The 22,623-nt window shown below is 67.5% G+C and carries 22 protein-coding genes; all 22 read left to right on the forward strand.

Features of this window, described 5'->3' with window-relative positions:
* Positions 1-42: 42 nt before the first annotated feature.
* The 22 genes from ACPCHZ_RS28240 (at position 43) to ACPCHZ_RS28345 (ending at position 22,571) form a co-directional block, all read left to right on the forward strand.
* Positions 43-252, forward strand: a complete 210-nt coding sequence (locus ACPCHZ_RS28240) for an HNH endonuclease signature motif containing protein (protein ID WP_423487780.1) — start codon at positions 43-45, stop codon at positions 250-252.
* 255 nt (positions 253-507) lie between these two features.
* Positions 508-984 carry a phage terminase small subunit P27 family gene (locus tag ACPCHZ_RS28245; protein ID WP_423487781.1) on the forward strand — a complete coding sequence of 159 codons (477 nt, stop codon included), beginning with the start codon at positions 508-510 and terminating at the stop codon, positions 982-984.
* Positions 935-2,689 carry a terminase large subunit gene (locus tag ACPCHZ_RS28250; protein WP_423487782.1) on the forward strand — a complete coding sequence of 585 codons (1,755 nt, stop codon included), beginning with the start codon at positions 935-937 and terminating at the stop codon, positions 2,687-2,689. The genes ACPCHZ_RS28245 and ACPCHZ_RS28250 overlap by 50 nt, the downstream gene beginning before the upstream one ends.
* A 15-nt stretch (positions 2,690-2,704) precedes the next feature.
* Positions 2,705-4,099, forward strand: a complete 1,395-nt coding sequence (locus ACPCHZ_RS28255) for a phage portal protein (protein WP_423487783.1) — start codon at positions 2,705-2,707, stop codon at positions 4,097-4,099.
* Positions 4,053-4,922, forward strand: a complete 870-nt coding sequence (locus tag ACPCHZ_RS28260; protein ID WP_423487784.1) for an HK97 family phage prohead protease — start codon at positions 4,053-4,055, stop codon at positions 4,920-4,922. Before ACPCHZ_RS28255 ends, ACPCHZ_RS28260 begins: the two co-directional genes overlap by 47 nt.
* Positions 4,919-6,199 (forward strand): phage major capsid protein, encoded by a 1,281-nt coding sequence (locus tag ACPCHZ_RS28265; protein WP_423487785.1) that lies wholly within the window; start codon positions 4,919-4,921, stop codon positions 6,197-6,199. The genes ACPCHZ_RS28260 and ACPCHZ_RS28265 overlap by 4 nt, the downstream gene beginning before the upstream one ends.
* A 36-nt stretch (positions 6,200-6,235) precedes the next feature.
* A complete protein-coding gene (locus ACPCHZ_RS28270) occupies positions 6,236-6,484 on the forward strand; it encodes a hypothetical protein (RefSeq protein ID WP_423487786.1) in 249 nt (82 codons plus the stop codon).
* 5 nt (positions 6,485-6,489) lie between these two features.
* Complete coding sequence (locus ACPCHZ_RS28275; RefSeq protein ID WP_423487787.1) at positions 6,490-7,023, forward strand: hypothetical protein; 534 nt, start codon at positions 6,490-6,492, stop codon at positions 7,021-7,023.
* The gene (locus ACPCHZ_RS28280; RefSeq protein ID WP_423487788.1) at positions 7,020-7,319 is read left to right on the forward strand and encodes a hypothetical protein; all 300 of its coding nucleotides are present in this window, start codon (positions 7,020-7,022) and stop codon (positions 7,317-7,319) included. The genes ACPCHZ_RS28275 and ACPCHZ_RS28280 overlap by 4 nt, the downstream gene beginning before the upstream one ends.
* Positions 7,316-7,552 (forward strand): hypothetical protein, encoded by a 237-nt coding sequence (locus tag ACPCHZ_RS28285; RefSeq protein WP_423487789.1) that lies wholly within the window; start codon positions 7,316-7,318, stop codon positions 7,550-7,552. Before ACPCHZ_RS28280 ends, ACPCHZ_RS28285 begins: the two co-directional genes overlap by 4 nt.
* Complete coding sequence (locus ACPCHZ_RS28290) at positions 7,549-7,944, forward strand: hypothetical protein (protein WP_423487790.1); 396 nt, start codon at positions 7,549-7,551, stop codon at positions 7,942-7,944. The genes ACPCHZ_RS28285 and ACPCHZ_RS28290 overlap by 4 nt, the downstream gene beginning before the upstream one ends.
* Before the next feature lie 95 nt (positions 7,945-8,039).
* Positions 8,040-8,846 carry a hypothetical protein gene (locus tag ACPCHZ_RS28295; RefSeq protein WP_423487791.1) on the forward strand — a complete coding sequence of 269 codons (807 nt, stop codon included), beginning with the start codon at positions 8,040-8,042 and terminating at the stop codon, positions 8,844-8,846.
* Positions 8,843-9,133, forward strand: a complete 291-nt coding sequence (locus tag ACPCHZ_RS28300; protein ID WP_423487792.1) for an adenylosuccinate synthase — start codon at positions 8,843-8,845, stop codon at positions 9,131-9,133. Before ACPCHZ_RS28295 ends, ACPCHZ_RS28300 begins: the two co-directional genes overlap by 4 nt.
* A gap of 137 nt (positions 9,134-9,270) precedes the next feature.
* Positions 9,271-9,486: a hypothetical protein gene (locus tag ACPCHZ_RS28305; protein WP_423487793.1), complete on the forward strand. Its 216-nt coding sequence runs from the start codon at positions 9,271-9,273 to the stop codon at positions 9,484-9,486.
* Positions 9,487-9,492: 6 nt separating this feature from the next.
* Positions 9,493-13,461, forward strand: coding sequence for a phage tail tape measure protein (locus tag ACPCHZ_RS28310; RefSeq protein ID WP_423487794.1), 3,969 nt, complete (start codon positions 9,493-9,495; stop codon positions 13,459-13,461).
* Positions 13,462-14,886: a hypothetical protein gene (locus ACPCHZ_RS28315; RefSeq protein ID WP_423487795.1), complete on the forward strand. Its 1,425-nt coding sequence runs from the start codon at positions 13,462-13,464 to the stop codon at positions 14,884-14,886.
* Entirely contained in the window at positions 14,883-16,646 is a 1,764-nt protein-coding gene (locus tag ACPCHZ_RS28320; RefSeq protein ID WP_423487796.1) for a hypothetical protein, read from the forward strand. The genes ACPCHZ_RS28315 and ACPCHZ_RS28320 overlap by 4 nt, the downstream gene beginning before the upstream one ends.
* Positions 16,643-17,065: a hypothetical protein gene (locus ACPCHZ_RS28325; protein ID WP_423487797.1), complete on the forward strand. Its 423-nt coding sequence runs from the start codon at positions 16,643-16,645 to the stop codon at positions 17,063-17,065. Before ACPCHZ_RS28320 ends, ACPCHZ_RS28325 begins: the two co-directional genes overlap by 4 nt.
* On the forward strand, positions 17,062-19,425 hold the full coding sequence (locus tag ACPCHZ_RS28330; protein ID WP_423487798.1) for a hypothetical protein: 2,364 nt from the start codon (positions 17,062-17,064) through the stop codon (positions 19,423-19,425). Before ACPCHZ_RS28325 ends, ACPCHZ_RS28330 begins: the two co-directional genes overlap by 4 nt.
* A 23-nt stretch (positions 19,426-19,448) precedes the next feature.
* The gene (locus ACPCHZ_RS28335; protein WP_423487799.1) at positions 19,449-19,736 is read left to right on the forward strand and encodes a hypothetical protein; all 288 of its coding nucleotides are present in this window, start codon (positions 19,449-19,451) and stop codon (positions 19,734-19,736) included.
* A 193-nt stretch (positions 19,737-19,929) separates the two neighbouring features.
* Entirely contained in the window at positions 19,930-22,338 is a 2,409-nt protein-coding gene (locus tag ACPCHZ_RS28340) for a hypothetical protein (RefSeq protein ID WP_423487800.1), read from the forward strand.
* Between the two features lie 5 nt (positions 22,339-22,343).
* Positions 22,344-22,571 (forward strand): hypothetical protein, encoded by a 228-nt coding sequence (locus ACPCHZ_RS28345; protein WP_423487801.1) that lies wholly within the window; start codon positions 22,344-22,346, stop codon positions 22,569-22,571.
* Positions 22,572-22,623 lie beyond the last annotated feature (52 nt).

Here is a 22,623-nt window from a genome sequence, read left to right on the forward strand (position 1 = left end):
TTCGAAGGCAGCACACACCCCGCCGGCCATGACGATCGACGCATGGCAAGGGCGATCAAGGCGTACCGGCAAGCACACCCCTACTGCGAGTGGCCGAACTGCAGACGCGTCATGCACCAGGTCGACCACATCGTGCCCCTGGCCGAAGGCGGCGACCGCTACGACCACGCCAACATGCAGTCGCTGTGCAAGCCCCACCACGACCAAAAGACCACCGCCGACGCACGACGCGGCAAGACCAGAGCGAGGTGAGCATGTGCACGCGGTGATTCAGGATGTACCCGAGACGGCCAGTGATGAGCGCATGCACATCCTCGACGAGACTTGCTGGTGCGACCCCGACGTCGAGCGGATCCGAACCGGCTTCGGTGGCGTCATCCGCACCTACATTCGCCACTCAGGGGGTAGGGGGTCAACATCACCATGATCGCCACGCCAAGCCCCCGCCACGGTGGGCTTTCTTTTTCGCGCTCACAATTTTCGCCCTTTTTCGGCGGCGGCCGGTAGATGGCGCGCATCGCGAAGCCAGCCGGCCTCAAGCTCGTCAACGGGCGCGGGCCGGGCAAGGACAGCGGCGGCCGGACAGTTCATCCGGTGCCGAAGTTCAACCGCGGGGCCCCGGAGTCGCCGGACTCGCTGTCCGACGAGGCCCGCGAGGAGTGGGACCGGATCGTTCCGGGCCTGGACCAGCTCGAGCTGCTGAAGCCGGAGGATTACGCGGCGCTCGTCGAGCACTGCGAGACCTGGGCGACGTACATCGCCTGTGTCGGTCTGGTCCGGCGGGACGGCATTGTGTTGGTCAACCCGGAGAACGGGAGGATCTACAAGAATCCGGCTTTGGCCGCCGCGGAGGCGGCTGGCGCGCAGCTCCGCGCGTCGTGCCGTGAGTTCGGGCTGACTCCGTCGTCCGAGCAGAACCTAGCGAAGGCACCTGGTGCCGGCGGCGACGAAGAAGCCGACCCGTACAGCAGCGCGACCGCGTAGCCGTTGGGCGAGCGTTGATCTCGACGCACTGAAGATCAGCCCCGAGGTCGCCTGGTACATGGCGGACCGCGGGTTCCGCGTTCCCGACTGCCCACCGCTGATCAAGACCCCGGAACCGCGTCGGGTTCGCGGGTCAGCGTTCGACCCGGACCGTGTGGACCGGGTGGTCAACGCGTTCCGCCGGCTGCGGCACACCAAGGGCCGGTTCGCAGGCCAACCGTTCGAGCCGGATCCGTGGCAGGTCGCCTACTACTTGGCGCCGGTGTTCGGGTGGGTCGCGAAGTCGAAGGACACCGGCCAATATGCGCGGATCATCACGACGGCTTACGTCGACCTTCCTCGGAAGAACGGGAAGACGACTACGGCGTCGGGTACGGCGCTGTATCTGACCGGGGCGGACGGTGAGCCTGGCGCGCAGGTGATCTGTGCGGCGACGAACCGTGACCAGGCCGGGTTTGCGTTCGACCCGATGAAGCAGGCTGTGCGTCAGTCGCCCGGCCTGTCGAAGCACTTCGATGCGTTCACGTCGAAGATCGTTCACCGCGCGAGCGCGTCGACGTTCATCCCGGTTGCGAACGTCGGCGACGCGCAGCACGGCGCAGACATCCACGGCGGCATCGTCGACGAGCTGCATCTCCACAAGACGAACGACCTGATCGAGGCCATCGAAACTGGCACCGGCAGCCGTATCCAGCCGCTGATCCTGTTCATCACGACAGCGGATGCGGGTCGGCGGCATACGCCGTACGACGAGAAGCGGACGCGGATCGAGAAGCTGGCCCGCGGCACGATCAAGGATCCGACCACGTATGGCGTGGTGTTCGCGGCTGAGGCCGACGACGACCCGTTTGTCGAGTCAACCTGGAAGAAGGCGAATCCCGGGTACGGGGTCAGTCCGACGAAGCGGTTCATGGCGTCGGCCGCGGCGAAGGCGAAGGATTCGCCGGCCGAGCTGGCATCGTTCCAGCGGCTACACCTGGGTCTTCGGACCAAGCAGCAGTTCAGGTACTACGAGCTCGGGCCGTGGGATCGCAACGCCAGCATCGTCGACCTGTCAAGGTTGAAGGGCCGCGAGTGCTTCGGCGGCCTGGACCTCGGGTCCACCAGCGACCTCACCGCGCTGGCATGGGTGTTCCCCGACGGCGACGCGTTCGATGTGCTGCTGCGTTGTTGGGCGCCGGAAGCGTCGATCGAGGCTCTCGACGAGCGCACCGCGCGGGCAGCCTCGACGTGGGTGAAGCAGGGCTGGCTGGCGACGACGCCCGGCAACGTCACCGACTACGACTTCATCGAGGCGCAGATTGGCCGGGACCGCGACGCGTTCTTGGTGCAGGAGATTGCGTTCGACCGATGGAATGCTCAGCAGCTCGTGAACAACCTGGTGGGCGACGGTGCGCCGATGATCACCATGGGCCAGGGATTCGCATCGATGTCGGCGCCTACCAAGGACCTGCAGCGGCTCATCCTGACCGGCACCGAGGAGAAGCCAATCGTCCGGCACGGCGGCAATCCACTGCTGCGGTGGATGGTCGACAACTTCGCGGTCGCGATGGACCCAGCCGGAAACGTCAAGCCAGACAAGGCCAACGCCGGCGACAAGATCGACGGCGTGGTGGCGCTGATCATGGCGCTCTCGCGGGCACTGGCCGCACGCGAGGCCACCACCACCTCGGCATACGAAGGCAGCGACCTTGTCGTTCTATAGCGAAAGGAGTCCGGCGTGGGCTTAGCTTCATGGCTGGGCTTCAAGCCCGAGACGCCACCCGAGTCTCACTCGACGTGGTTCACCGGACCTGGTCCGACCTACGACCTCATCCCGGCCGGCATGTCGCTCAGCGAGTACCTGACCTCGAGCATCCTGTCGAAGCCGGTCGAAGAACTGTGGCGCGAGCAGCCGCACCTTCGCACGGTGGTGGGGTTCGTGGCGCGCAACATCGCCCAGCTCGGCCTGCACGTGTTCGAGCGCGATGACGATGATGGCCGTAACCGTGTCCGCACGGGCCCGCTCGTCGACCTGCTCGCCGAGCCGAACGATGAGACGACCACCTTCGAGCTGATCGAGGCGACGGTGGCCTCGCGCATGCTCTACGACGAGACCTACTGGTACGTCGGCGCAGACCCGGCCGCCCCGGGCCGCTGGGTGATCCGCCACATCCCGACGTCCTGGGTCATCGGCACGATCGGCGCCACGGCGTTCAACGTGCAGGCGTACAAGGTGGCGATCCCGGGGGCGAAGGCGCCGCAGGGATGGGTGGAGATCCCCGCCAAGGACATGCTGGTGTTTCACGGCTGGAACCCGGTCGACCCGAAAACCGGCATGTCAGCGGTGTACGCGCTCAAGGCGATCCTGGCAGAGCAGATCCACGCCGCGGTGTTCCGCGACCAGATGTGGCAGAACGGCGGCCGCGTCGGCACCTATCTCTACCGCCCGGTCGACGCGCCGAAGTGGAACGAGGGCGAGAACAGCCCGCGGTCGCGATTCATCAAGTCCTGGCAGGAGAACTACGCCGGCGACCGGGCGCCGAAGGCCGGCGGCACACCGCTGCTCGAGGACGGCATGGAGCTCAAGCAGAACCGCTTCTCTGCCAAGGATGAGCAGTTCATCGAGGCGTCGAAACTGTCGCTGGAGACCTGCGCGCAGGTCTACTACATCAACCCGACGATGGTCGGCATCCTCGACAACGCGAACTACTCGAACGTCCGCGAGTTCCGCAAGTCGCTCTACGGCGACACCCTCGGCCCCGAGATCGAGCGGATGCAGCAGCGGATCAACCGCAAGCTGGTCCCGCGCGTCGACGGAAGTCGCCGCCGCTACGTCGAGTTCAACCTGGAGTCCAAGTTGGCCGGCAGCTTCGAGGAGCAGGGGGATCTGCTGCTAAAGGCGGCCGGGGGTCCGTACATGAGCCGCGCCGAAGCACGGTCGCGGATGAACCTGCCGCACATGGACGGCACCGATGAACTGATCATGCCGATGAACCTGACCCAGAACGGCGACCAGAACCCCGTCCCGGCTGAGCCGGGCACGCCCGAGAACGAACCCGGCGAACCGACCGAGGGAGAAAAGAGTCATGGCACCAGCCACCGCAACGGCCGACGTGTCCACGTCCAGCTCTGAAAAGCTCGAGGCGCGGCTCGGTGCGCACCCCGAGGTCGGCGCGAAGTCGTTCGACGTCAAATTCAAGACCGACGGCCTGGCAGAGGGCGAGTTCATCGCCTACGCCTCGGTTTTCGGCAACAAGGATCTCGTCGGCGACGTGATGATGAAGGGCGCGTTCACCGACACCCTCGCCGCCTGGCAGCGCAAGGGCGTGCCCATCCCGCTGCTGTGGGGCCACAACACCGCCGACCCCGACTACAACCTCGGCTACGTCGAGGCCGAGCAGGACGAGAAGGGGCTGAAGGTCCACGCCTACCTCGACATGGACTCGCCCAAGTCCGCACAGACCTACCGGCTGCTGAAGTCCGGTCGCGTCAACCAGATGTCGATCACCTACCGCGTCGCCGACGGCGCCTACGTGATGCCCGAGGGCGACGGCAAGAGCTACGAGGACGCCTTCTACGAGATCCGCGCGCTGGACCTGTTCGAGGTCAGCGTCGTGCCGATCGCGGCCAACCAGGAAGCCGAAGTGGTCGCGGTCAAGTCGGTGGTGTCGGCCCTGGCGTCCAAGGCCGGCCGCACGCTGTCGGCGAAGAACGAGACCGCGCTGCGCGGCGCGCTGGCCCAGGCCGAAGAGGTCGTGACCGCGCTCAAGAGTGTGCTGCCCGCCGCCGGCGAGGCAGACGAAGAAGACCAGGAACAGACCAGCGGTAAGGAACCGCCGCCCGATGCGACCGAGCAGAAGAGCGCTCCGCCGCAGTCGGATACGGCCACGCCGAGTCCGTCCGTCCTCCTGGCGCTGTCCGAAATCCACATCACAGAAAGTGAGTGCACGATATGACCGCACCCGCGGCAGCGCCGACACAGGAACGGCGCGACCAACTGATCACCGAGGCCAAGGCCCTCGCCGAGAAGGCCCGCGCCGACAAGCGCGACCTGACCGACGACGAGCGCACCGAGATCGGCGAGAAGCTGACCGAGGTCAAGAGCATCCAAGAGGCGCTCGTCGCATCCGCCAAGTCGGCCTCGATCTTCGGCCAGCTCGACGCGATGGCTGTGAGCGCACCGGAGACCCCGCGCGGGGGCGACGGCGCCAGCCTCGAGAACTCGGCCAAGTCGCTCGGCGAGCACTTCATCAAGCACGGGCACACCGGCCTGGTCAACGCCAAGGGCGTCAACGGCGCGGTGATCGGCGTACCGGAGTTCGTGGCAGCCAAGGCGGCCACCGACACGCAGGTGGTTCCGACCGGGTCTGGGCTCACGCCGTTCCTGACCGAGTTCGACCGCACCATCGTCAGCGCGCTGCGCATCCGCCTCACGGTGGCCGACCTGCTGGGTCAGGGCACGATCAGCGGCAACGCGATCAGCTACCTCGTCGAGGGCGCGATGGAGGGCGACTTCGCCGCTGTCGCCGAGGGCGCGGTCAAGCCGCAGATCCACTTCGCCGATCCGACCAGCGTCACGGACACGCTGAAGAAGATCGCCGGCTGGATCCGCATGACCGACGAGTTCATCGAGGACGCAGACTTCCTGCGCTCCGAGATCGACAACCGGCTGATGTACCAGCTCCAGTACCGGGTCGAGCAGCAGTTGCTCAACGGATCCGGCACCGGCGCCAACGTCCTCGGCCTGCTGAACCGCTCGGGCATCCAGACCGAGGTGTCGGCGTCGTTCGCCACCACCCCGCAGGACTGGGAGCAGGCGATCTTCCGCGCAGCGACGAAGATCGAGACCAATAGCGGACTGCCCGCGGACGGCATCATCATCCACCCGTCGGACTACCAGGTGTTCAGGCTGCGCCGCGACGGCAACGGCCAGTACTACGGCGGCGGATTCTTCCAGGGCCAGTACGGCGTCGGTGGGGTCATGGAGAAGCCCCCGCTGTGGGGTCTGCGCACCGTCGTGACCCCGGCGATCGCACAGGGAACGGTGGCGGTGGGGGCATTCGCCTCGGCCGCGACCGTCTACGGCAAGGCCGGCTCGGGCGTCCGCGTCGAGTCGACCAACAGCCACGCGAGCGACTTCACGTCGAACCTCGTCGTGGTCCGCGCCGAGGTGCGTCGGGCGCTCGCCGTCCGTCAGCCGCTCGGTGTCTGCAAGGTCACCCTGACCGCGTAGTCCATCCAACCCCACACCCCTGCAAAGGAGTTCGACATGGCACTGAAGGAATACGAGGTCAACGGGCCCTCGGGCAAGTACACCGTGCAGCTGTCCGAGGACGACGCGAAGGAGCGTGGTCTGAAGGGCGGTTCACAGGTGCCCGACGCGGAAGAGTTCGCCGCCGCGACGGGTGCGCCGACGCCTCCGAAGCCGATCGCGGCACCGGAGACGCCGACCGACATCGCCGCCGACGAGGTGTCGGCGACGAACGTGCAGAAGACACCGGCGGCGAAGGCCAAGTAGCGGCAATGCCAGTCACAGCCACCGACGTCGCGTCGTACACGTCAGACCGGGTAACGGGGGACGCCGCTGAGCGTCTCCTGTCCGCCAGCCTGGCGACGGCGCGGCGGTTCTGTGGCTGGCATGTCGCTCCGGTGCAGTCCGACGTCGTGAAGCGTGACGGGGACGGAGGGCGGCTGCTGCGGCTGCCGACCCTTCGCCTCGTCACGCTCACCTCGGTCATCGAGAACGGCGTCGACATCACCGCCGACGTGGTCGAATCCGGCGACGCGGCGGGCTGTCTCTACAAGGCCGCTGGTGGCCGGTGGTGCCGCGGCATCGCCAACATCACGGTGAGCTTCACCCACGGGTTCGACGATGCGCCAGACTTCGACGCGGCGCTGCTGTCATGGATCGACCGGACGTCATTCGCCGCCGGCGGGGGACGGCCCAACGTCGTCGGCCCCGTGCAGTGGCCGGTCGAGGAGATGGCCACAGGGTCCGCGTTCAGCGCCGTCGAGCGGTCGCTGCTCGAGTCGTTCCGCCTGGAGTCGCCGGCGTGACCGAGCAGGTCATCCGGCACCGCGGCGGCGGCCGGGACGAGAACAGCGAACTCACACCCGCGACAGATGACCCGTTGACCCCCATCGTGATCGCGCCCGGCGGCGGATCGGAGTTCGTCGAGCGCGGCCGTGACGGCGAGAGCACCGCGTACACGGTCTATCTGCCACTGGGGACCGACATCAAGAACACCGACGAGCTGACGGTGCGCGAGCAGCGGTTCAGCATCGTCGTCAACGACTGGAACGTCTCGGGCCGCGGCGTCGTCGAGGTGCTGTGCAACCGGGGGCAGGGATGACGTTCAAGCTGAACCGCAAGGGCGGCGCCGAGGTGCTCAAGCGCACCGCCGCCGCCGCTATCGCGAACCTGGCCCAGGAGGTCGCCAAGAACGCCGGCCCCGACGCCAAGGTCTCGCTCTACACCACCGACCGCGCTGCAGCGTCGGTGAGCGTGCCCGCCGAACAGCAGGCCCGTGACGGCGTGCTCACCCGCGCCGCCGCCGCAGCCGGGCTGGAAGTGCGGCCGAAGTGACCGACCGCGAACCCACCGACGTCGCTCGGCGAATCAAGGACTGGCTGAAGGCCGACCTGGCAACGCCATTCCCGACCCTGACCGTGGCGCTCGAGCTGCCGGCCAACTGGGCGCTGGGATCCAATCCCGTGCTGGTGGTCGCCGACGACGGCGACCCCTGGGGCATGTGGCCGGTCGCTACGTCGCCGACGATCCGCGTCACCTCGTGGACATCGGGACGCAACCGCGCCTATGTGCACAAGGCGATCACCCGGCTGCTGACCCAACGCATCCCCGGCATCGCGGCGATCAAGCCCGGCAGCGGCATCCTCGAGGCCCGCGACGCCAAGACCCGAGCCGACCTCGCGTCGTTCACCGTGCGAGCCCGCGCCCGCACCGCAGTACCGCAGTAACGCGCCTCTCGCGCACGATCCGCCTCACCCGGCCTGGGTGAGGTTCTTTCAGCCCGCAAGGGCAACCGCAACGCCCTTGAAGGAGGGAACTCGCAATGCCCGCAGTCGAAAACCCCGATCTGACCCTGATCCCCGACGAGGCCGAGGTGTGGCTGGCGCTGAAGTCCGACGTCGACGCCATCGCGGACATGATCCCCGACTCGCCGACCTCCGACCTCGCCGCACTGGGCTGGGAGTTCACCGGCCTCATCGACGCCGAGAAGGGCATCCCGCTCGAGCCGACCATCGAGGTGCGCGAGTACGACGCGTTCGGCCGGCCGCGGTTCCGCGTCAAGGCCAAGAAGGGCAAGCTCAACACCGGCTTCACCGCCCTGGAGACCAACTCGGTCACCAAGAAGGTCGTGCTGCCCGGGTCGGCACCGAACAAGATCGGCGCCCCGAAGGACGTCCAGATCTACGTGCTGTACCGGTTCGTCGACGAGGACCGCTCGACCGTGTGGGTCGCACTGACACCGGCACTGGCCGAGCTCAGCGCACACGGCGGCATCATTGACGGTGAGCTCTCCTGGGGCGAGATCACCGTGCACCACACCACCGACGCCAGCGGCGACATCTTCGAGGTGGTCGACGCCACCGCCGATGACGTCGCCAAGACGGTCACCATCCCCGGCGGCGTGACTGCGTACACGTTCACGGCGGGCGCCAACACGACGTCGTCGATCGTGCCGAAGACCGCTGCCGCGCTGCAGTCCGCGCTGCGGGCACTGGCCAGCGTGCAGGCGTTGCCCGCGCCAGGCGCCACCGTCGAAGGACCGGATGGCGGCCCGCTCGTGGTCACCTTCACCGGTCCCATCACCCCGACGACCGCCACCGGCACCGGCGGGACCGTCGTCGTCTCGTGACCGCACGGAAACCGACCAAGAAGACCCCATCCTCGGTCGAGGCACGCGAAGCCGAGGCCGAGGATGGGTTCGTCAAGCTCGAGCAGTGCGGGGTCAAGCTGCGTATCCCGGTCGGCGGGAAGCTGCCCCTGGCGGCGATCGACCGGTACCGCGTGGGCGACAACTACGGCGGCACAAAGGCGATGATCGGCGAGGAGCAGTGGGCGCGCCTGGTGGAAGCCGGCGCGACCAGTGGTGACCTCGACGAGATCGCCAAGAAGGTCGACGCCGCCGCGGGAAACTCCTAAGCCTCTGTCACCTGCTCGATGAGTTTGGTGACGCGATAGAGGCTGACCTGCTCCGGTTCTACCGCCTCGACCTGCTCGACTTCTACCGCGGCACCCTGTCGGCCCGCCGGCTGGGTCTGCTCGTTCGGCAACTGCCCGTGGAGTCGGCCACGGTGCGGGCGCTCAACGGCGGCCAGGCGCCGTGGTCGAACCTCGAGCACCGGGTCGCGGATCTCTGGGCGCTGTGGGCGAAGAAAGACCACCCGGTGCGCGCCGAGATTCAGGCGAAGGCGCGCACCGCCAAGAAGCAGGCAAGGGTCGAGAAGTTGCGAACCGTCTTCCAAAAGAAAAAGCGCACATATGGATTGGAGTGATCTGGCGTGACGACACCGATCGGCTACGCGCCACTCCAGATCATCCCCACCCTCGACGGGGTGTCGGCGACGATCGACCGGCAACTCGGCGGCACGCTCAAGGCCGCAGGGAAGCGCAGCGGCAAGGAGTTCGGCGCCGCTGTCGCCGACGGCGTGAAGGCGTCCGAGGCCGACGTCAAGAAGGCGTTCGACAACCACGCCAAACTCGCCGACAAGGCCGCCGACGCGACCGGCAAGCTGAAGGTCGCCCAGGCCGGTTACAACGAGCTGGTTCAGAAGGGCGTCACCGAGGGCAAGCGGTACGAGGCGGCAGTCGCGGCCAAGGAGAAGGCCGCCCGCGACGAGGCCCGTGCCATCAAGACCGCCACCGACGCGCTGCGGGACTACAAGCGCGCCGCCGAGGACGCGAAGTCCTCAGGCGCTGAAGCATCCTCGGGATTTCTTGCGGGACTGAAGGGTAGCGCCGCTGGTGCGGCGTCGGCAGGTTCGGGCGCGGCGGCATCGTTCGCGCAGGGGTTCTCTGGTTCCTCGGCGCTGATGGGGCTGGCCACCCGCGGCGGCCCCATCGGTATCGCGATCGCGGCGGCCGGCGTCGCGATGGGCGGCCTGCTGTGGACGAACATCAAGGCGGGCATCGACCGCGAACCAGGGCGCGACCTCGTGCAGGCGCGTCTGGGCGCCAGCGATGCCGAGATCGCCAACATCGCCCGCACATCTGGGAAGGTCTACGCCAACAACTTCGGCGAGAGCCGCGACGAAGCCATGCGCGCGTCGCAGCTCGCCATCCAGGGCGGCCTGGTCGCCAACGCCTTCGATCCTGCGCTGCAGCAGGTGTCCGAGCGGCTGCTGGCCATCGGTCAGCTCGTCGGAGCGGAAACCGAAGAGGTCGCGAAGTCGGCATCCATCCTGTTCCGCAGCGGCATGGCGGACAGCGCCGAGCAGGCGTTCGACATCATCGCCAAGGGCTATCAGGTCACCGGCGACCTGGGCGCCGACTGGCTCGACTCCATCGGCGAGTACTCGTCGGGGTGGAAGAACGCCGGGCTGACCGCCCAGCAGTCCCTCGCGCTGATCAAGCAGGCGCAGGACAACGGTGTAGACGTTACCGACCGCAGCGCAGATGCGTTGCGCGAGTTCGGGCGCCGCATCACCGAAGAAGGCCCGAAGATGGTCGAGATTCTCGACGCCATCGGCCTCAACGGTGCGGCGATGTACGACAAGTTCAAAGCCGGCGGGCCCGAGGCGTTCGAAGCGTTCGACACGGTCTTCGACAAGATCCGCGCAATCGAGGATCCCGTCGACCGCAACCAGGCCGCACTGGCGCTACTGGGCGACACCGCCGGCGACTTCGTCGGATCGTTCGCCCAGTGGGACCCGTCGGCCGCGGTGGACGCCCTTGGCCAGATCGACGGCGCCGCGCGCACGGCGTCAGACACGATGGGCGACAACGTCGCCGGATCGTTCGAGTCGGCGCAGCGCAACATCGACATCGCGATGGAAGGCGTGCAGGACTCGCTGGCCGCCGCGTTCGGGCCGTCGCTGGAGACTCTCGCGACCGGTGTCACGACGCACAAGGATGAGATCACCGACGCGTTCTTCACGATGGGTGAGGTCGGTGTCAGGCTGTCGCAGGCCATGCTCGCATCGTTCGGCGCGATCGTCGGCGCGATCGGACTGTTCGGGCAGGCGCTTGGCGACACCTACGGCCTGGTGATGCGCCTCGGCGAGGGCATCGCCACCATCACCGGTGACGACGAGAAGGCCGAGCAGTTCCGCAAGGATGCCGACGCGGCGTTCGGTTTCGGCGAGGGACTGACCGCGCTGGCCGACGGCATGGTCGAGGCGTCGAAGGATGACAGCCTGATCGAGTCGCTGCGCCGCACCCGCGACGGCCTCAGGGATACCGAAGATGCTGCCGATGGCGCCAAGGGCGGTATTGGTCGGACGACCGAGGCGTTCGACAACCTGCACACGTCAATCGACAGGCTGCCGTCGACGTTGCCGCCGTGGTTCAAGGATATGGCTACCGGTAAGCCCGGCCCGACTCCAATCCTCGAGCCGGGCAGCGACCCGTTCGCGATCCCCGGCGGTCCCGGCTACAGCGCATCGCCTGGTGGTGGCACACCGGCCGCACCGTCGGGCACCGTCATTCCAGGCCCAGACGGCAGCGGCGGCATCACGCTGAAGTCGAACGAGATACCTCTACCCCCTGGTTCAGGCGGGCCCCCATCCGAAGCTCAGGTCAAGCAGATCGCCGAGCGGTTCGGACTGCAAGTCACCTCAGAGGACCGCCCCGGCGCCCGGGGCTATCACGGACAGGGCAAGGCCCTGGACATCGGCAAGCCCGGCACCGACAAAACCCCCGAGATGCGCGCCTTTGCCGACTACATGAGCAAGACCTTCGGCCCAAACTTGCTCGAGCTGATCCACGATCAGCCGGGCTTCACAGGAAACGTGAAGGACGGCAGAGGCACTGGCGCATTCGGCAACGTCTACACGATGGAGCAGGCCGGGTACCACGGCGACCATGTTCACATCGCCGCGGACTGGGGCGGCGGCGCCGCACCCGCACCGGCACCCACCTCGACGCCGACAGCCGGACTGCCCGCCGGCGCGAAGGGCGACGCCGTCGCAGCGGGCATCATCGCGGAGGGCCAGAGGCGTGGGTGGAGCCAGGAGCAGATCCTCGCCGCGCTCGGCATCGCCAACCAGGAGACCGGGTACGGCACGAACCCACGGACGAACGCTGTTCAGAATCAGAACGGCACCGCCGGAATTACCGGTGTCTTCCAACAGGACATGTCCTACCGCCAGTACGGCGATCCCCGCGACCCGGCGAACGCGATCAAGGGCTTCATGTCTGAGTTTGAGAAGCGGGGACAGGGACTCAAAGACCCGAACCCGTGGCGGCACGCAGTGGAGGACGTGCAGATTCCGGCCGACGTCGCCGACGACGGCTACAGCGACGGCACGGGCGAATACCTGAAGAACCGCCAGCGGGACCAGGCGCTCGAAACCTACAACCGACTCGCTGGCGCCGGCAACGTGGCGCTCTCGTCGAACACCACCACCGCCCCCACCATCACCGGACCCGGATCGCCGGACCTCACAAACGCCTACGGCGCTGGGTACAAGCCTGGCATCGGCACGCCCGGCTACAACGAGTACGGCGAACCTGGCTACTACGAGACCGACCCGCGCCGGATCTCGCAGGCACAGCGCAGCGTCGAGGACAACAAGCAGCGCATCGCTGACACCGAGACTGCTGTCACCGACGCCGACACCGCCCTGGCCGACGCACTTAAGGAACGCGACCGCATCGCGCAGATGACCGAGGTTCAGCGGATCGCCCAAGGTGAGGATCTGGACAAGGCCAACTCGGAGGTCGATCGCGCGCAGAAGCAGGCCGACCGTTCTCGACTGGAAGCCGAGCGCGCCAAAGAGGACGCCCAGTGGGTGCAGGAAGACCTCAACGAGGCGATGCAGGGCAGCTTCAGCCCGGCCAAAAAGGACAGCAGCAGCACCAGCAGTAAGAGCGGGACCAGCGGCAGCGGGCTGAGCCTGCCGTCGACGTTCTCCGGATTCGGTTCGGCCATTGGCGAGTTCGCCGGCGGCCAGATCGGTTCGGCGCTCGACGTGTTCGGCGTCGGCGACTCCCCGCCGTTCCTGCAGGCTGCTTCGAAGCTCCTCAGCGGGTTCAAGATCGGCGGCGATGATCGCCTGCCCAACGGTCAGCTCAGCGGCAAGAGCGACGGCAGCCTCTTCGACGGCGGGAACATGTTCGCCGGCGCTGCGCCGCTGACCGCGACGTCGTCGGCCACCGGGGCGCCGATGGACTCCAACGTCCACGGCACCCGCGCGAACCAGGCGCCCGGCCCGGTCTACAACATTCGCACCGCCACCGTCGAGGACGCGTTCATCAAGGCGCGGCGCATCGAGAACGAGAAGGCATTGTCCAAGACGAGCAGGTTTTAGATGGCTGTCGCAACGATCACCCTCGAATCACTCGAGGGCGGCGAGGTGGCCGATTCGGTGGTGGTGTCAGCGCCCAACGAGGAGTTTCTGCTCGACGACATCATCTTGGACACCGAACCGGATGGCCTGTACGACACCAGGTTCACGATTCGGACGCAGTCCGGGGCGTTCGAGCCGGGCGGCCGGATCGTCGGCGAAGAGGTGCCGATCCGGGAGATGACGCTGCCGTTCCACCTGACGCCGGAGTCTCGGCGCCGGTTCCAGCGGCTGTGGGGCACTCCGTATCACCTGCGGAAGGTCCGCTGGATCTACGACGGCCCGTCCGGACCCCGGACGCTGATCCTGAAGCTGGCGAAGGAAATCCTGTACACCACCGAGGACGGCTTCGACGCCGACATCGACGACGCCTACCACGCGGTCGTCACGGCGATCGGCGTCAACCCGATGTACGAGGGCGCCGAGGACGTCGCGGAGTGGGTCAACCCTGACGACCGATTCACGATGGCGATCGTCGCGGCCGGCGGCACATACAGCCTGACGTTCGGCGGGCAGACCACCGACGTGTTCTCGGTCGGCATCGTCGGCACGGGCGGCACGTTCACGCTCACGTTCGGCGGCCAGCCCACGACCGCGATCCCGTACAACGCCGCGCCCTCGGTGGTGGAGGCCGCCTTGGAGGCGCTGTCGACGGTGGGCGTGGACAACGTCAGCGTGGGCGGCACGGCCGGCAACTACCTGATGGTCTTCGCCACGTCCGACGCACTGTCCGGGTCGGCGACCAACCTCACCGGCGGCGGCAAGGCGGTCAACATCACCGCTGGCCTGCCGTACAACTCGAACGCCGCGACGGTTCAGGTGGCGCTCGAGGCGCTGTCGTCGGTCGGCCCCGGGAAGGTCGCCGTCACCGGGACACCCGCCTCGTTTCTGGTGGTGTTCGACGTCGGCACCAACGGCGTGCTCACCGGGTCGGCCACCAACCTCACCGGCCTCGGGAAGAAGATCACCATCGACTACGCGCCCAACACGGGCTGGTTCGAGGTGTGGAACCCCACCGACCAGGAGCTGTGGCCGGAGTGGGCATTCGACCCGGCGAAGAGGTGGCAGTTCCCCGACTTCGCGTTCGGGCGGGAGCGGAGGTGGAACCGGCCTGTTGGCGCGGACGCGGCCCGCATGATCGTCACCCCGCAGCTCACGCAACTGCTGTCGGTGATGTCCGACCCGTTCATGGACACCTACGTCAACGCTGACCTGTCGAATGCGGCCGGCCTGTTCAACGGCGTCGAGCCTGTCTACTCGGTGCCGCCGTACACCGGCACCGAGGACGACCCGGTGCTGATGCCGGTCATTTGCCAGGGGCCCGCCGGGGTGAAAGCCACACTGCGGCAGCGCCGATTCTGGTCGGCGGAGAGCGGGCTCGAGGCATGACCGCGACCTACGCCGAGCCGTTCGTCGGCACCGACCACGACGACTTCACCGCGTGGGCGCGCGAGCTGCGCGAGTACCGCATCGAACGCGCCTATGACCGGCCCATCATCAAGCTCTACGACGGCGACTGGAACTACCGCGGCACCGTCTACGGCGAGATCGCTGGCCACGTCGGCCAGATCGTCAACGAGACCGGCATCATCAAGATCCGGCTGCCCATCGACCTGGACGACCGGCGCCGCACGTGGGCGGCGTTCTGGGCGCTCGACGAAGAGGCACGCGGCACCAGCAACATCCACGTCATCGTCGAGACGATGGGCACCCGCATCGGCGGCCGGATGAAGCCGAAGAACGGTGTCACCGTCCACCGCGGACCCGAAGGCGATGAGGTGGTCATCGACTTCCTCGACGACATCGAGGAGCTGAAGTTCGTTCACACAGCGGGTAATCCGTTCCTGCCACTGAGCCTGATCCAGCAGCCAAAGGCGTGGATGCTGCTCGCCCAGGCCGACCACGGCATCCTGCTGACGATGGCCGCGAACCTGCTGCGGCTGCAGCTCACCAACATCGACATCGGCTCACTGCTCGAGCTGCTCGACCCCGACAACTGGACCATCGGCGGTGTCGTCGACGCGCTGCTCGGGTTCTGGCAACAGTCGCAAATCGTCATCGTCCCTCGGAAGTTCGGCGACTCGGTGGCGCCGCTGTCGCTGGTGGTCGGCAGCATCCGCACGTCGATCTTCGACGTCGCGGCACCGATCCTCGAGGACGCCGAGCTGCAGTGGGACCTCCGGCGCTGGCTGACCGGCGACCCTGAGCCGTGGCCGGGCGCCGGGACCAACTGGCGCAACGGCACCCTGATGGTGCGGATCGCCGACAAGTCGGGGTTCCGGCAGGGCACCTCGATCGGCGGCAACCTGTTCACCGGGTTCACCCGCACGATCGCGAACGTGCTGTCGAATCACGTGGAGGACAGCTACGACCTGTTCACCGGCGAGACGATCGACGAGACCGGCTACCGGCTGCCCGGGTTCCTCGGCACCCTGCCGGCGCACCCATACGTGGTCTACCGCGACGGCGACATCACCGGCATCCAGACCAGCGAGTTCTCCCGCGGCGCGGGTGGCGCCTGCCGCATCACCGTGGGTGGCCAGTCGATGCCCGGTGTGAACGAGCTGATCTCGGCGGCCGTGAACTACGGCGGAGATGTGCTGGGAGACAACCTGTCCGTGGTGATCAGCGCGTTCGCCGGCGTCAACGTCACCGTCGGCTCGCTGGGCGGCGCGCTGGACAGTTTCCTCAACCCGATCTACCGCGACTCCATCCTCGCCAACGTCAGCGTGCCGCTGCTGCTACGGGCATCTCGGCAGGGCTGGGGTCACTACCTGGAAACCACCAGCACCAACATCACACAGGCATTCACCGCAGCCAGCTTCATGGACCTGCGCCGCCGCCGCCGCGAGACCGACCCCGACACGGCCTTCACGCTCGAGGTGGCGCAGGCCAGCCCGTGGCTGATCGGCGACAACGGCCACGGCCACTGGTGGCTCGGTGACCGCGTCGGCGGCACGTCGCGATACCTGATGCCGCGGGTGTTCGTTCGCCGCTGCCGCGCACTCGATCTGGACTGGGGGCAGGGCCAGGGTCTGGTGCCCAAGGCCGAGTTCGGCGACACCCGCATCGAGAAGGACGCCCTGGACAAGATGGCCGGAATGGTGGCGCAGGCCATGACTGGACTTCAGCAGATCGGATTGTGGTGAGCGACGAACCCCGCCTGACGCCCGAGTCAGCGAAAGCACTGGCAGACAAAGTCATCGAGTCGAGCGTCCTGCCGAAGAAGGTGCCGGCCGCCGACGACATCGACGGGCAGACCAAGGCCATCGGCGGCGCGCTGGCGTCGGCACTACTGACCGCAACCGAGATGCCGCTACACCTTCTGCAGCCCGTCGTCGGCGACCTTGCCGCCCAACTCGTCGCACTCGGCATCCGGCAGACCGAGCACGTCGACCCCGAGGCCGTGCACGCGCCTGCGTGGATCACCGATGGTATGCGGCAGGAGTCGATCAAACTGCCGCCGCAGCCTGAGCCCACCGAGATCGAACCGATCGAGGCGCGCACCGCTGAGGCGCCGAAGTGCCCGAAGCGCATCGGGTCGGCCGCCCGGGCGGTCAAGAGGTGACAACACCGGGCGGCGTCCCGAACCTGCCCGTCGGCGCCCTGACTGTCGACACCCTGGCATCGAAGCTGCAGGATATGTCGGGCAACGCGATGAAGACCCGTGCGGTTGAACGCTTCCCGTCGATCATGGACGGCTCAACGGGCCTGAGCCCGGTGTCGGATCTGACGCCGTTCGGTATCCTGACCCGCATCTGGGCCGAGGTCAACTCGCTCATCGCCAACGCCGACCCGGCCGACATCCAGGGCCCCGAGGATCTGCCGCCGCTGCTACTCGACTTCATCGAAGACCTACCCGTCATCGGTGAGCTGTTCGAGCTGCTGCAGGCCATCCTGGGCACCTACGAGGGCGAGGATGAAGTCCTGCTGACGATTCAGCAGATCTTCGCCCCGATCCGCGCCATCGTCGACGCGATCACCGGCATCACGGGTGGGCTCGACGGGATCGCAGATTTTTTCGACCTGGGTGGCGCGACCAGCATCCAGGGCGCCATCGTCGCACTGCTCGACGACCTGCCGCTGGCCGGCGAACTGCTCTCCTTACTCAACAAGCTGGTGCAGGGCACCCCGGTCTCGGGTGGCGGTGGCGGTTCGTCGCTGCCGTTCGCACTGCCCGCGGCACTGGGCGCCGCGCCCGGCACCGGCACGCCGGTCGAGCGGTTCTTCGCCCACCTCGGACTGTTCCTGCCGGTCGACCTCACTGACCCCAACTTCGACGTCCAACACGCGATCAACGAGTTCATCACCGGGCGGCTCAACCCTGCCGAGTTGCTCGAGGACGCCGCGGCCCGCCTGGGCCTCGGCAGCGTCGAGAACTACATCGAGTCGATGGTTGATCAACTGCTCGCGTCGCTGGGAGTGTCCCCCGACGGCAGTCTGCTCGACCGCATCTTCGACCTGTCCGACGAGCTCGAGTGGCTTCATGATCTGGCCGGGCAGGGCTCGTCGGACGCGGCGAACGCGCTGAGTGGCCTCGGTATCGTCGGCTCGACGGTGAACCAAATTCTCGACGTCACACGGGGATTCCCCATCGTCCCGATCAGCGAACCCGTCGACGCCTTCCGCGCGTGGGTCACCGGCCTCGGTACCCGATTCAAGGGCAACGAGGATAACCACCAGGGTCTGATCGACCAGCTTCTCGGCGGTTTCCGGCAGAACTCCACATCGGGTGGCGGCGCCGGCGACGTGGGTAACGCGGCCGGCGACACCGCCCTCCTGGCTGACACGTCGATGCAGCTCGGTGAGTGGACCTACGCGATCACCCAGTTGCGCAACAACAAGTCGCTGATGGAAGGCGTCGACGAGACCGAGGAAGCCAACTTCACCCTGGAGAACCTGTGGGTGGGGTCGACGCCAGCGGCAGTGATCTCAGCGTCATCGGCGTCGGTCCCCGTGGCGTACAAGCGGTTCGCTGAGGTCGCGAAGAAGGGGTTCATCTCCTGGTTCGGCAAGGACATCGTCAGCGACCTCCGCATCGACGTGTACCGAGGGAACCCGGCGACGAACATCTGGGAGCACATCCACACCTCGCCCAACTTGGCGCCGCTGGTCGACGGGACGTGGCGTTACCTGACCTACAACATCGCGGCAGCCCTCGACCGTATCGACGTGGCGTCGGGCACTCTGCTCGGCATCGCGTGGCGCGTCGTCGGGTCCGGCACCCATTCCATTGCGGGCATCCCGAACAACCAGCCGGCGCACCCGTCGATTCACCCGAAGCGGCCGCAGTCGGTGCGCACCGGTGTCGGCAACCTCAGCTACGCGAGTACGGCGTACACGCTGGGATCTCAGCCGTGGTTCGGTATCGGCATCATCACCGGCGACGTCCCGGCTCCGTACTACGCGCCGCGCACCACCGCGTTCATCGCGCCGGGCGATGTGGTCTACACGATCCCGCCCGAGTTCCGGAAGCAGGGCAACCTGATCGACCGCGTCGCTATCGGTTCCGGCACGGGCGGTTACGGCGCGCTGACTTGGTTCCCGGGGCTGGGTGGTCGGCCCGGGCACTGGGCGGCCGACACCCTCGTCTACGGCGTCGACATCCCGATGGGCACCGCGACCCTCAACGCGCACATCCCGGCGGGCGGCAACGGCGGCCAGGGCACCACCGGCGGCGCACCCGGCGAAGGCGACGCGGCCACCTCGACACAGACCGGCGTGCCGACGCTGACTGCGCCTGGCGGGGTTTGGGAGACCGGCGACAACGGCGCTGGGCCCGGCAACTTCGAGTATCAGGGCAAGGTCTACCAGGGCGGCACCAGCAACGGCGGCTCGCCGGGCGCGGGTGGCTCGGGTAGCGCGCCGTACAGCAGCGGCGGCAAGGGCGGCAACGGCATGGTGTCGTTCACGGTGCGGCAGCCATAGATGAGCGAGGGAGACGCAGGCTGATGAATTACCAGATCGTTCGGAAAGACCCCGACGCCGTACTGGATTACGTCTTCGACTGGTCCGAATGGCTCGACGGCGACACCATCTCGAGCGCCACCGTCACCATCGAGGGACCGACCGGTGATACGTCCATCACGGTCGACGACTCATCGTTCACCGACACCACCACCACCGTATGGCTGTCGGCCGGCACCGAGAACCACAACTACCTGATCACCTGGCGCGTCGTCACCGCCGGTGGCAGGACCGACGATTACTCGGCGCTTCTACAGGTGGTCGGCGGCTAAATGCTGCCGTACACACTGCCGTTCGCGCTGACCGGCCCCGCGGCCGAGGCGCAAACGGTGACCGTTCCCGCCCGCCTCGACCGGCTCGTCGTCCCCGCCAGTCGCCGACGAGTCACGGTCCCCGCACGCCTACTCCCTGTCCTGGTTCCCGCGGATCCGCGGCGAATCACTGTCGAAAGGATCTGACCCCGACATGACGCTCAAAAACGACTTCCAGAATGCGGGACCAGGTGTCGCCGAAGAAGATTCCACGGTCCCCGCCTCGTGGATCAACGCCGTCGCGACGGCCATCAACGAGGGCGTCGACGTGGGTCCGATCGTTGTGGACGACATCACCGATGCCACTGCGATCGGTAAGGCGCTCGTAAAGGCCGCGAACACCGCAGCCGCTCGCACGGCGATCGGCGCCGTCGATGCGGCGACGGCGCAGAACCGCGCCAACCACACTGGGCAGCAGACCTCGGCGACGATCTCCGATCTCACCGAGGCGATACAGGACGCCGTCGGGGCGTTCCTGGCGCAGGGCACCAACGTCACCCTGACCTACGACGACGCCGCCAACAGCCTCACGGTGGCCGCGCCGGGTGCCGGTGCCGGCCTCGACGCTGAGGCGGTGCGCGACGCGATCGGCATCGCGATGGTCGGCGTCGGCAACATCAGCGTCGTCGTCAATGACGGCGCGGACACGATCACCATCTCGACTGCGGCCACGGTCAACTCGACCGACGCCGCGCTGCGGGATCGGTCGACGCACACCGGCACACAGTCCGCGGACACGGTCACCGACGGGACGACGAATAAGGCGTACACCGCGACCGAGAAGACCAAGCTGGCCGCTGTCGCCGCAGGGGCAACGGCCAACGCCACCGACGCGCAGCTCCGCGACAGGGCCACCCACACCGGCACTCAGTCTGCCGACACCATCGTCGACGGCACCACCAACCACGTCTTCACCGCGTTGGACGACACGAAGCTCGGCAGCGTCGCGCTCGGCGCGACGGCGAACAGCGCCGACGCCACCCTGCTCAATCGCGCCAATCACACTGGCACGCAGGAGGCGGCCACGATCTCCGACTTCCAGGACGCCGTGCTGGCGGTGGCGGGGTCCGGCGATTCGTCGTCGGCACCGTCCGGACCGGTCGCGGTGGCGGTCGGCACCGGCGTCGGTATCGACCTCGTCGCGTCCTCGACCGCCGGGACCGGCCGCGCGCCGTTCCAGGCGACGGTTGCCTGCACCGATCTGCAGTTCGGATTCTGCAACTGGCGACCGTTGAACGCCACCGCCGTCGAGACGGACGGTGCCGGCGATGTCGTGATCTCCATGTCAATCGAAGTCGGCGGTGTCATTCGGCCGCTGATGTTCAACGGCGTCCGTCAGGTCACCATCAGCGCAGGCGCAACGGTCTTCTGTGACCCGGCCACCGTGCTGCTGGCGGCGGGCGAATTCTTCTACGTCCGCACGCGCATCGTGTCGGGCACCTACTACCCGCCGCGCATCGCCTACGTCGCGGGCATGGGTGGCTGGACTGCCGGTGCCACCGACCTGACCGCGGCCGGCGCAGCGGCAATCGCCGACGCCACGTTCTTCACCGCCATCGCCGCACCGCACCTGATCATTGGACGTTCACTGAGCCCGTCGCTGGCAGTGTTCGGCGACTCCATCGGTTACGGCTCAAGCGACGGGATCGGCAACGGCCTGGGCGCCGGCGTCCACACCACCAACGAGAAGCACGGCCAGCACGGCTGGCTCGGCCGGGCGTGCATCGACGGCGGCGTCGGCATGATCAACATGGCTGCACCGTCGGACAAGGTCGAGAACTACCTCTCGAACCGCATCCGGCGCGGCAACCTTGCCCAGTACGCCCAAACCGTCCTGACCGAGTACCCCGGCAACGACATCTCGGGGTCGCGCACGCTGGCCCAGATCCAGGCCGACATGATCACCATGTGGCGGGAGAACTCGCTGCGCGGTAAGCGAGTCTTCGCCAACTGCGCGTTCCCGCGGTCGACCAGCACCGACGGCTGGTACACCACGGCTAGCCAGACGGCGACGCAGAACCCGACGAAGCGCAACGACTACAACGACTGGATCCGCGACGGCGCCCCGATGGTGGCCGGCGTCGCAGTCGCCACCGGATCCAACATCGGGGTGGCCGACCGGTGTGCGTTCTTCGACGGCAACACCGAGGTCACCCCAGCGTTCGGAAACCACCTGCTGTACGGGACTTTCGATCAGGTCACCCCGGTTGAGACGGCGCTGAACTCGAACATCTGGAAGGCGCCGCTCAACGCGCGCAACGTCTCCGATGCCGCCACCACCGCGGCATCGGCGACCGTCACTTCAGCCACTGGCGGGTTCACGTCCGCTGACGTCGGCCGCCAGGTCACCATCGTCGGCGCGGGTGCGTCAGGCGCACTGTTCGCCGGCTACATCAAGTCGGTGACAAACGGCACCACCGTCGTGATGTCGGGGAACGTCAACACCACCGTGTCGGGCGCTGTGATGCGGATCGGTGACCACTACACGACCGACGGCATCCATCCGCACCACACCGCGTGCGTCGCGGCGGCCGCCAAGGTGCCGACCGGGCACTTCATCTGATGGGCATGCTGCAGCGCCTCGACGCGTACGGCACCGACGAGCCCGACTTCCGCGAGGGTCACCCCGAGGACCGCTGCCCGGTCTGCGCCTGGGCGGTCGTCGAGCACGTCGGCCAGCCTGGGCCGGACTGGGCGAAGTGGCCGCACCGCCGGGCGGCGGCGTTCGCGCTGCTGTCCGAGGCGATCGAACGGCGCATCCTGCGAGCCATCGTGCGGGCGCGGTGGTTCTCGTGAGCGCCCGGCGCGTCCTGCGCTGCCTGGCCGCAGGCGCCGTCCTCGGTCTCGC

The organism is Mycobacterium sp. NPDC050041, assembly GCF_049541695.1.
GTDB lineage: Bacteria > Actinomycetota > Actinomycetes > Mycobacteriales > Mycobacteriaceae > Mycobacterium.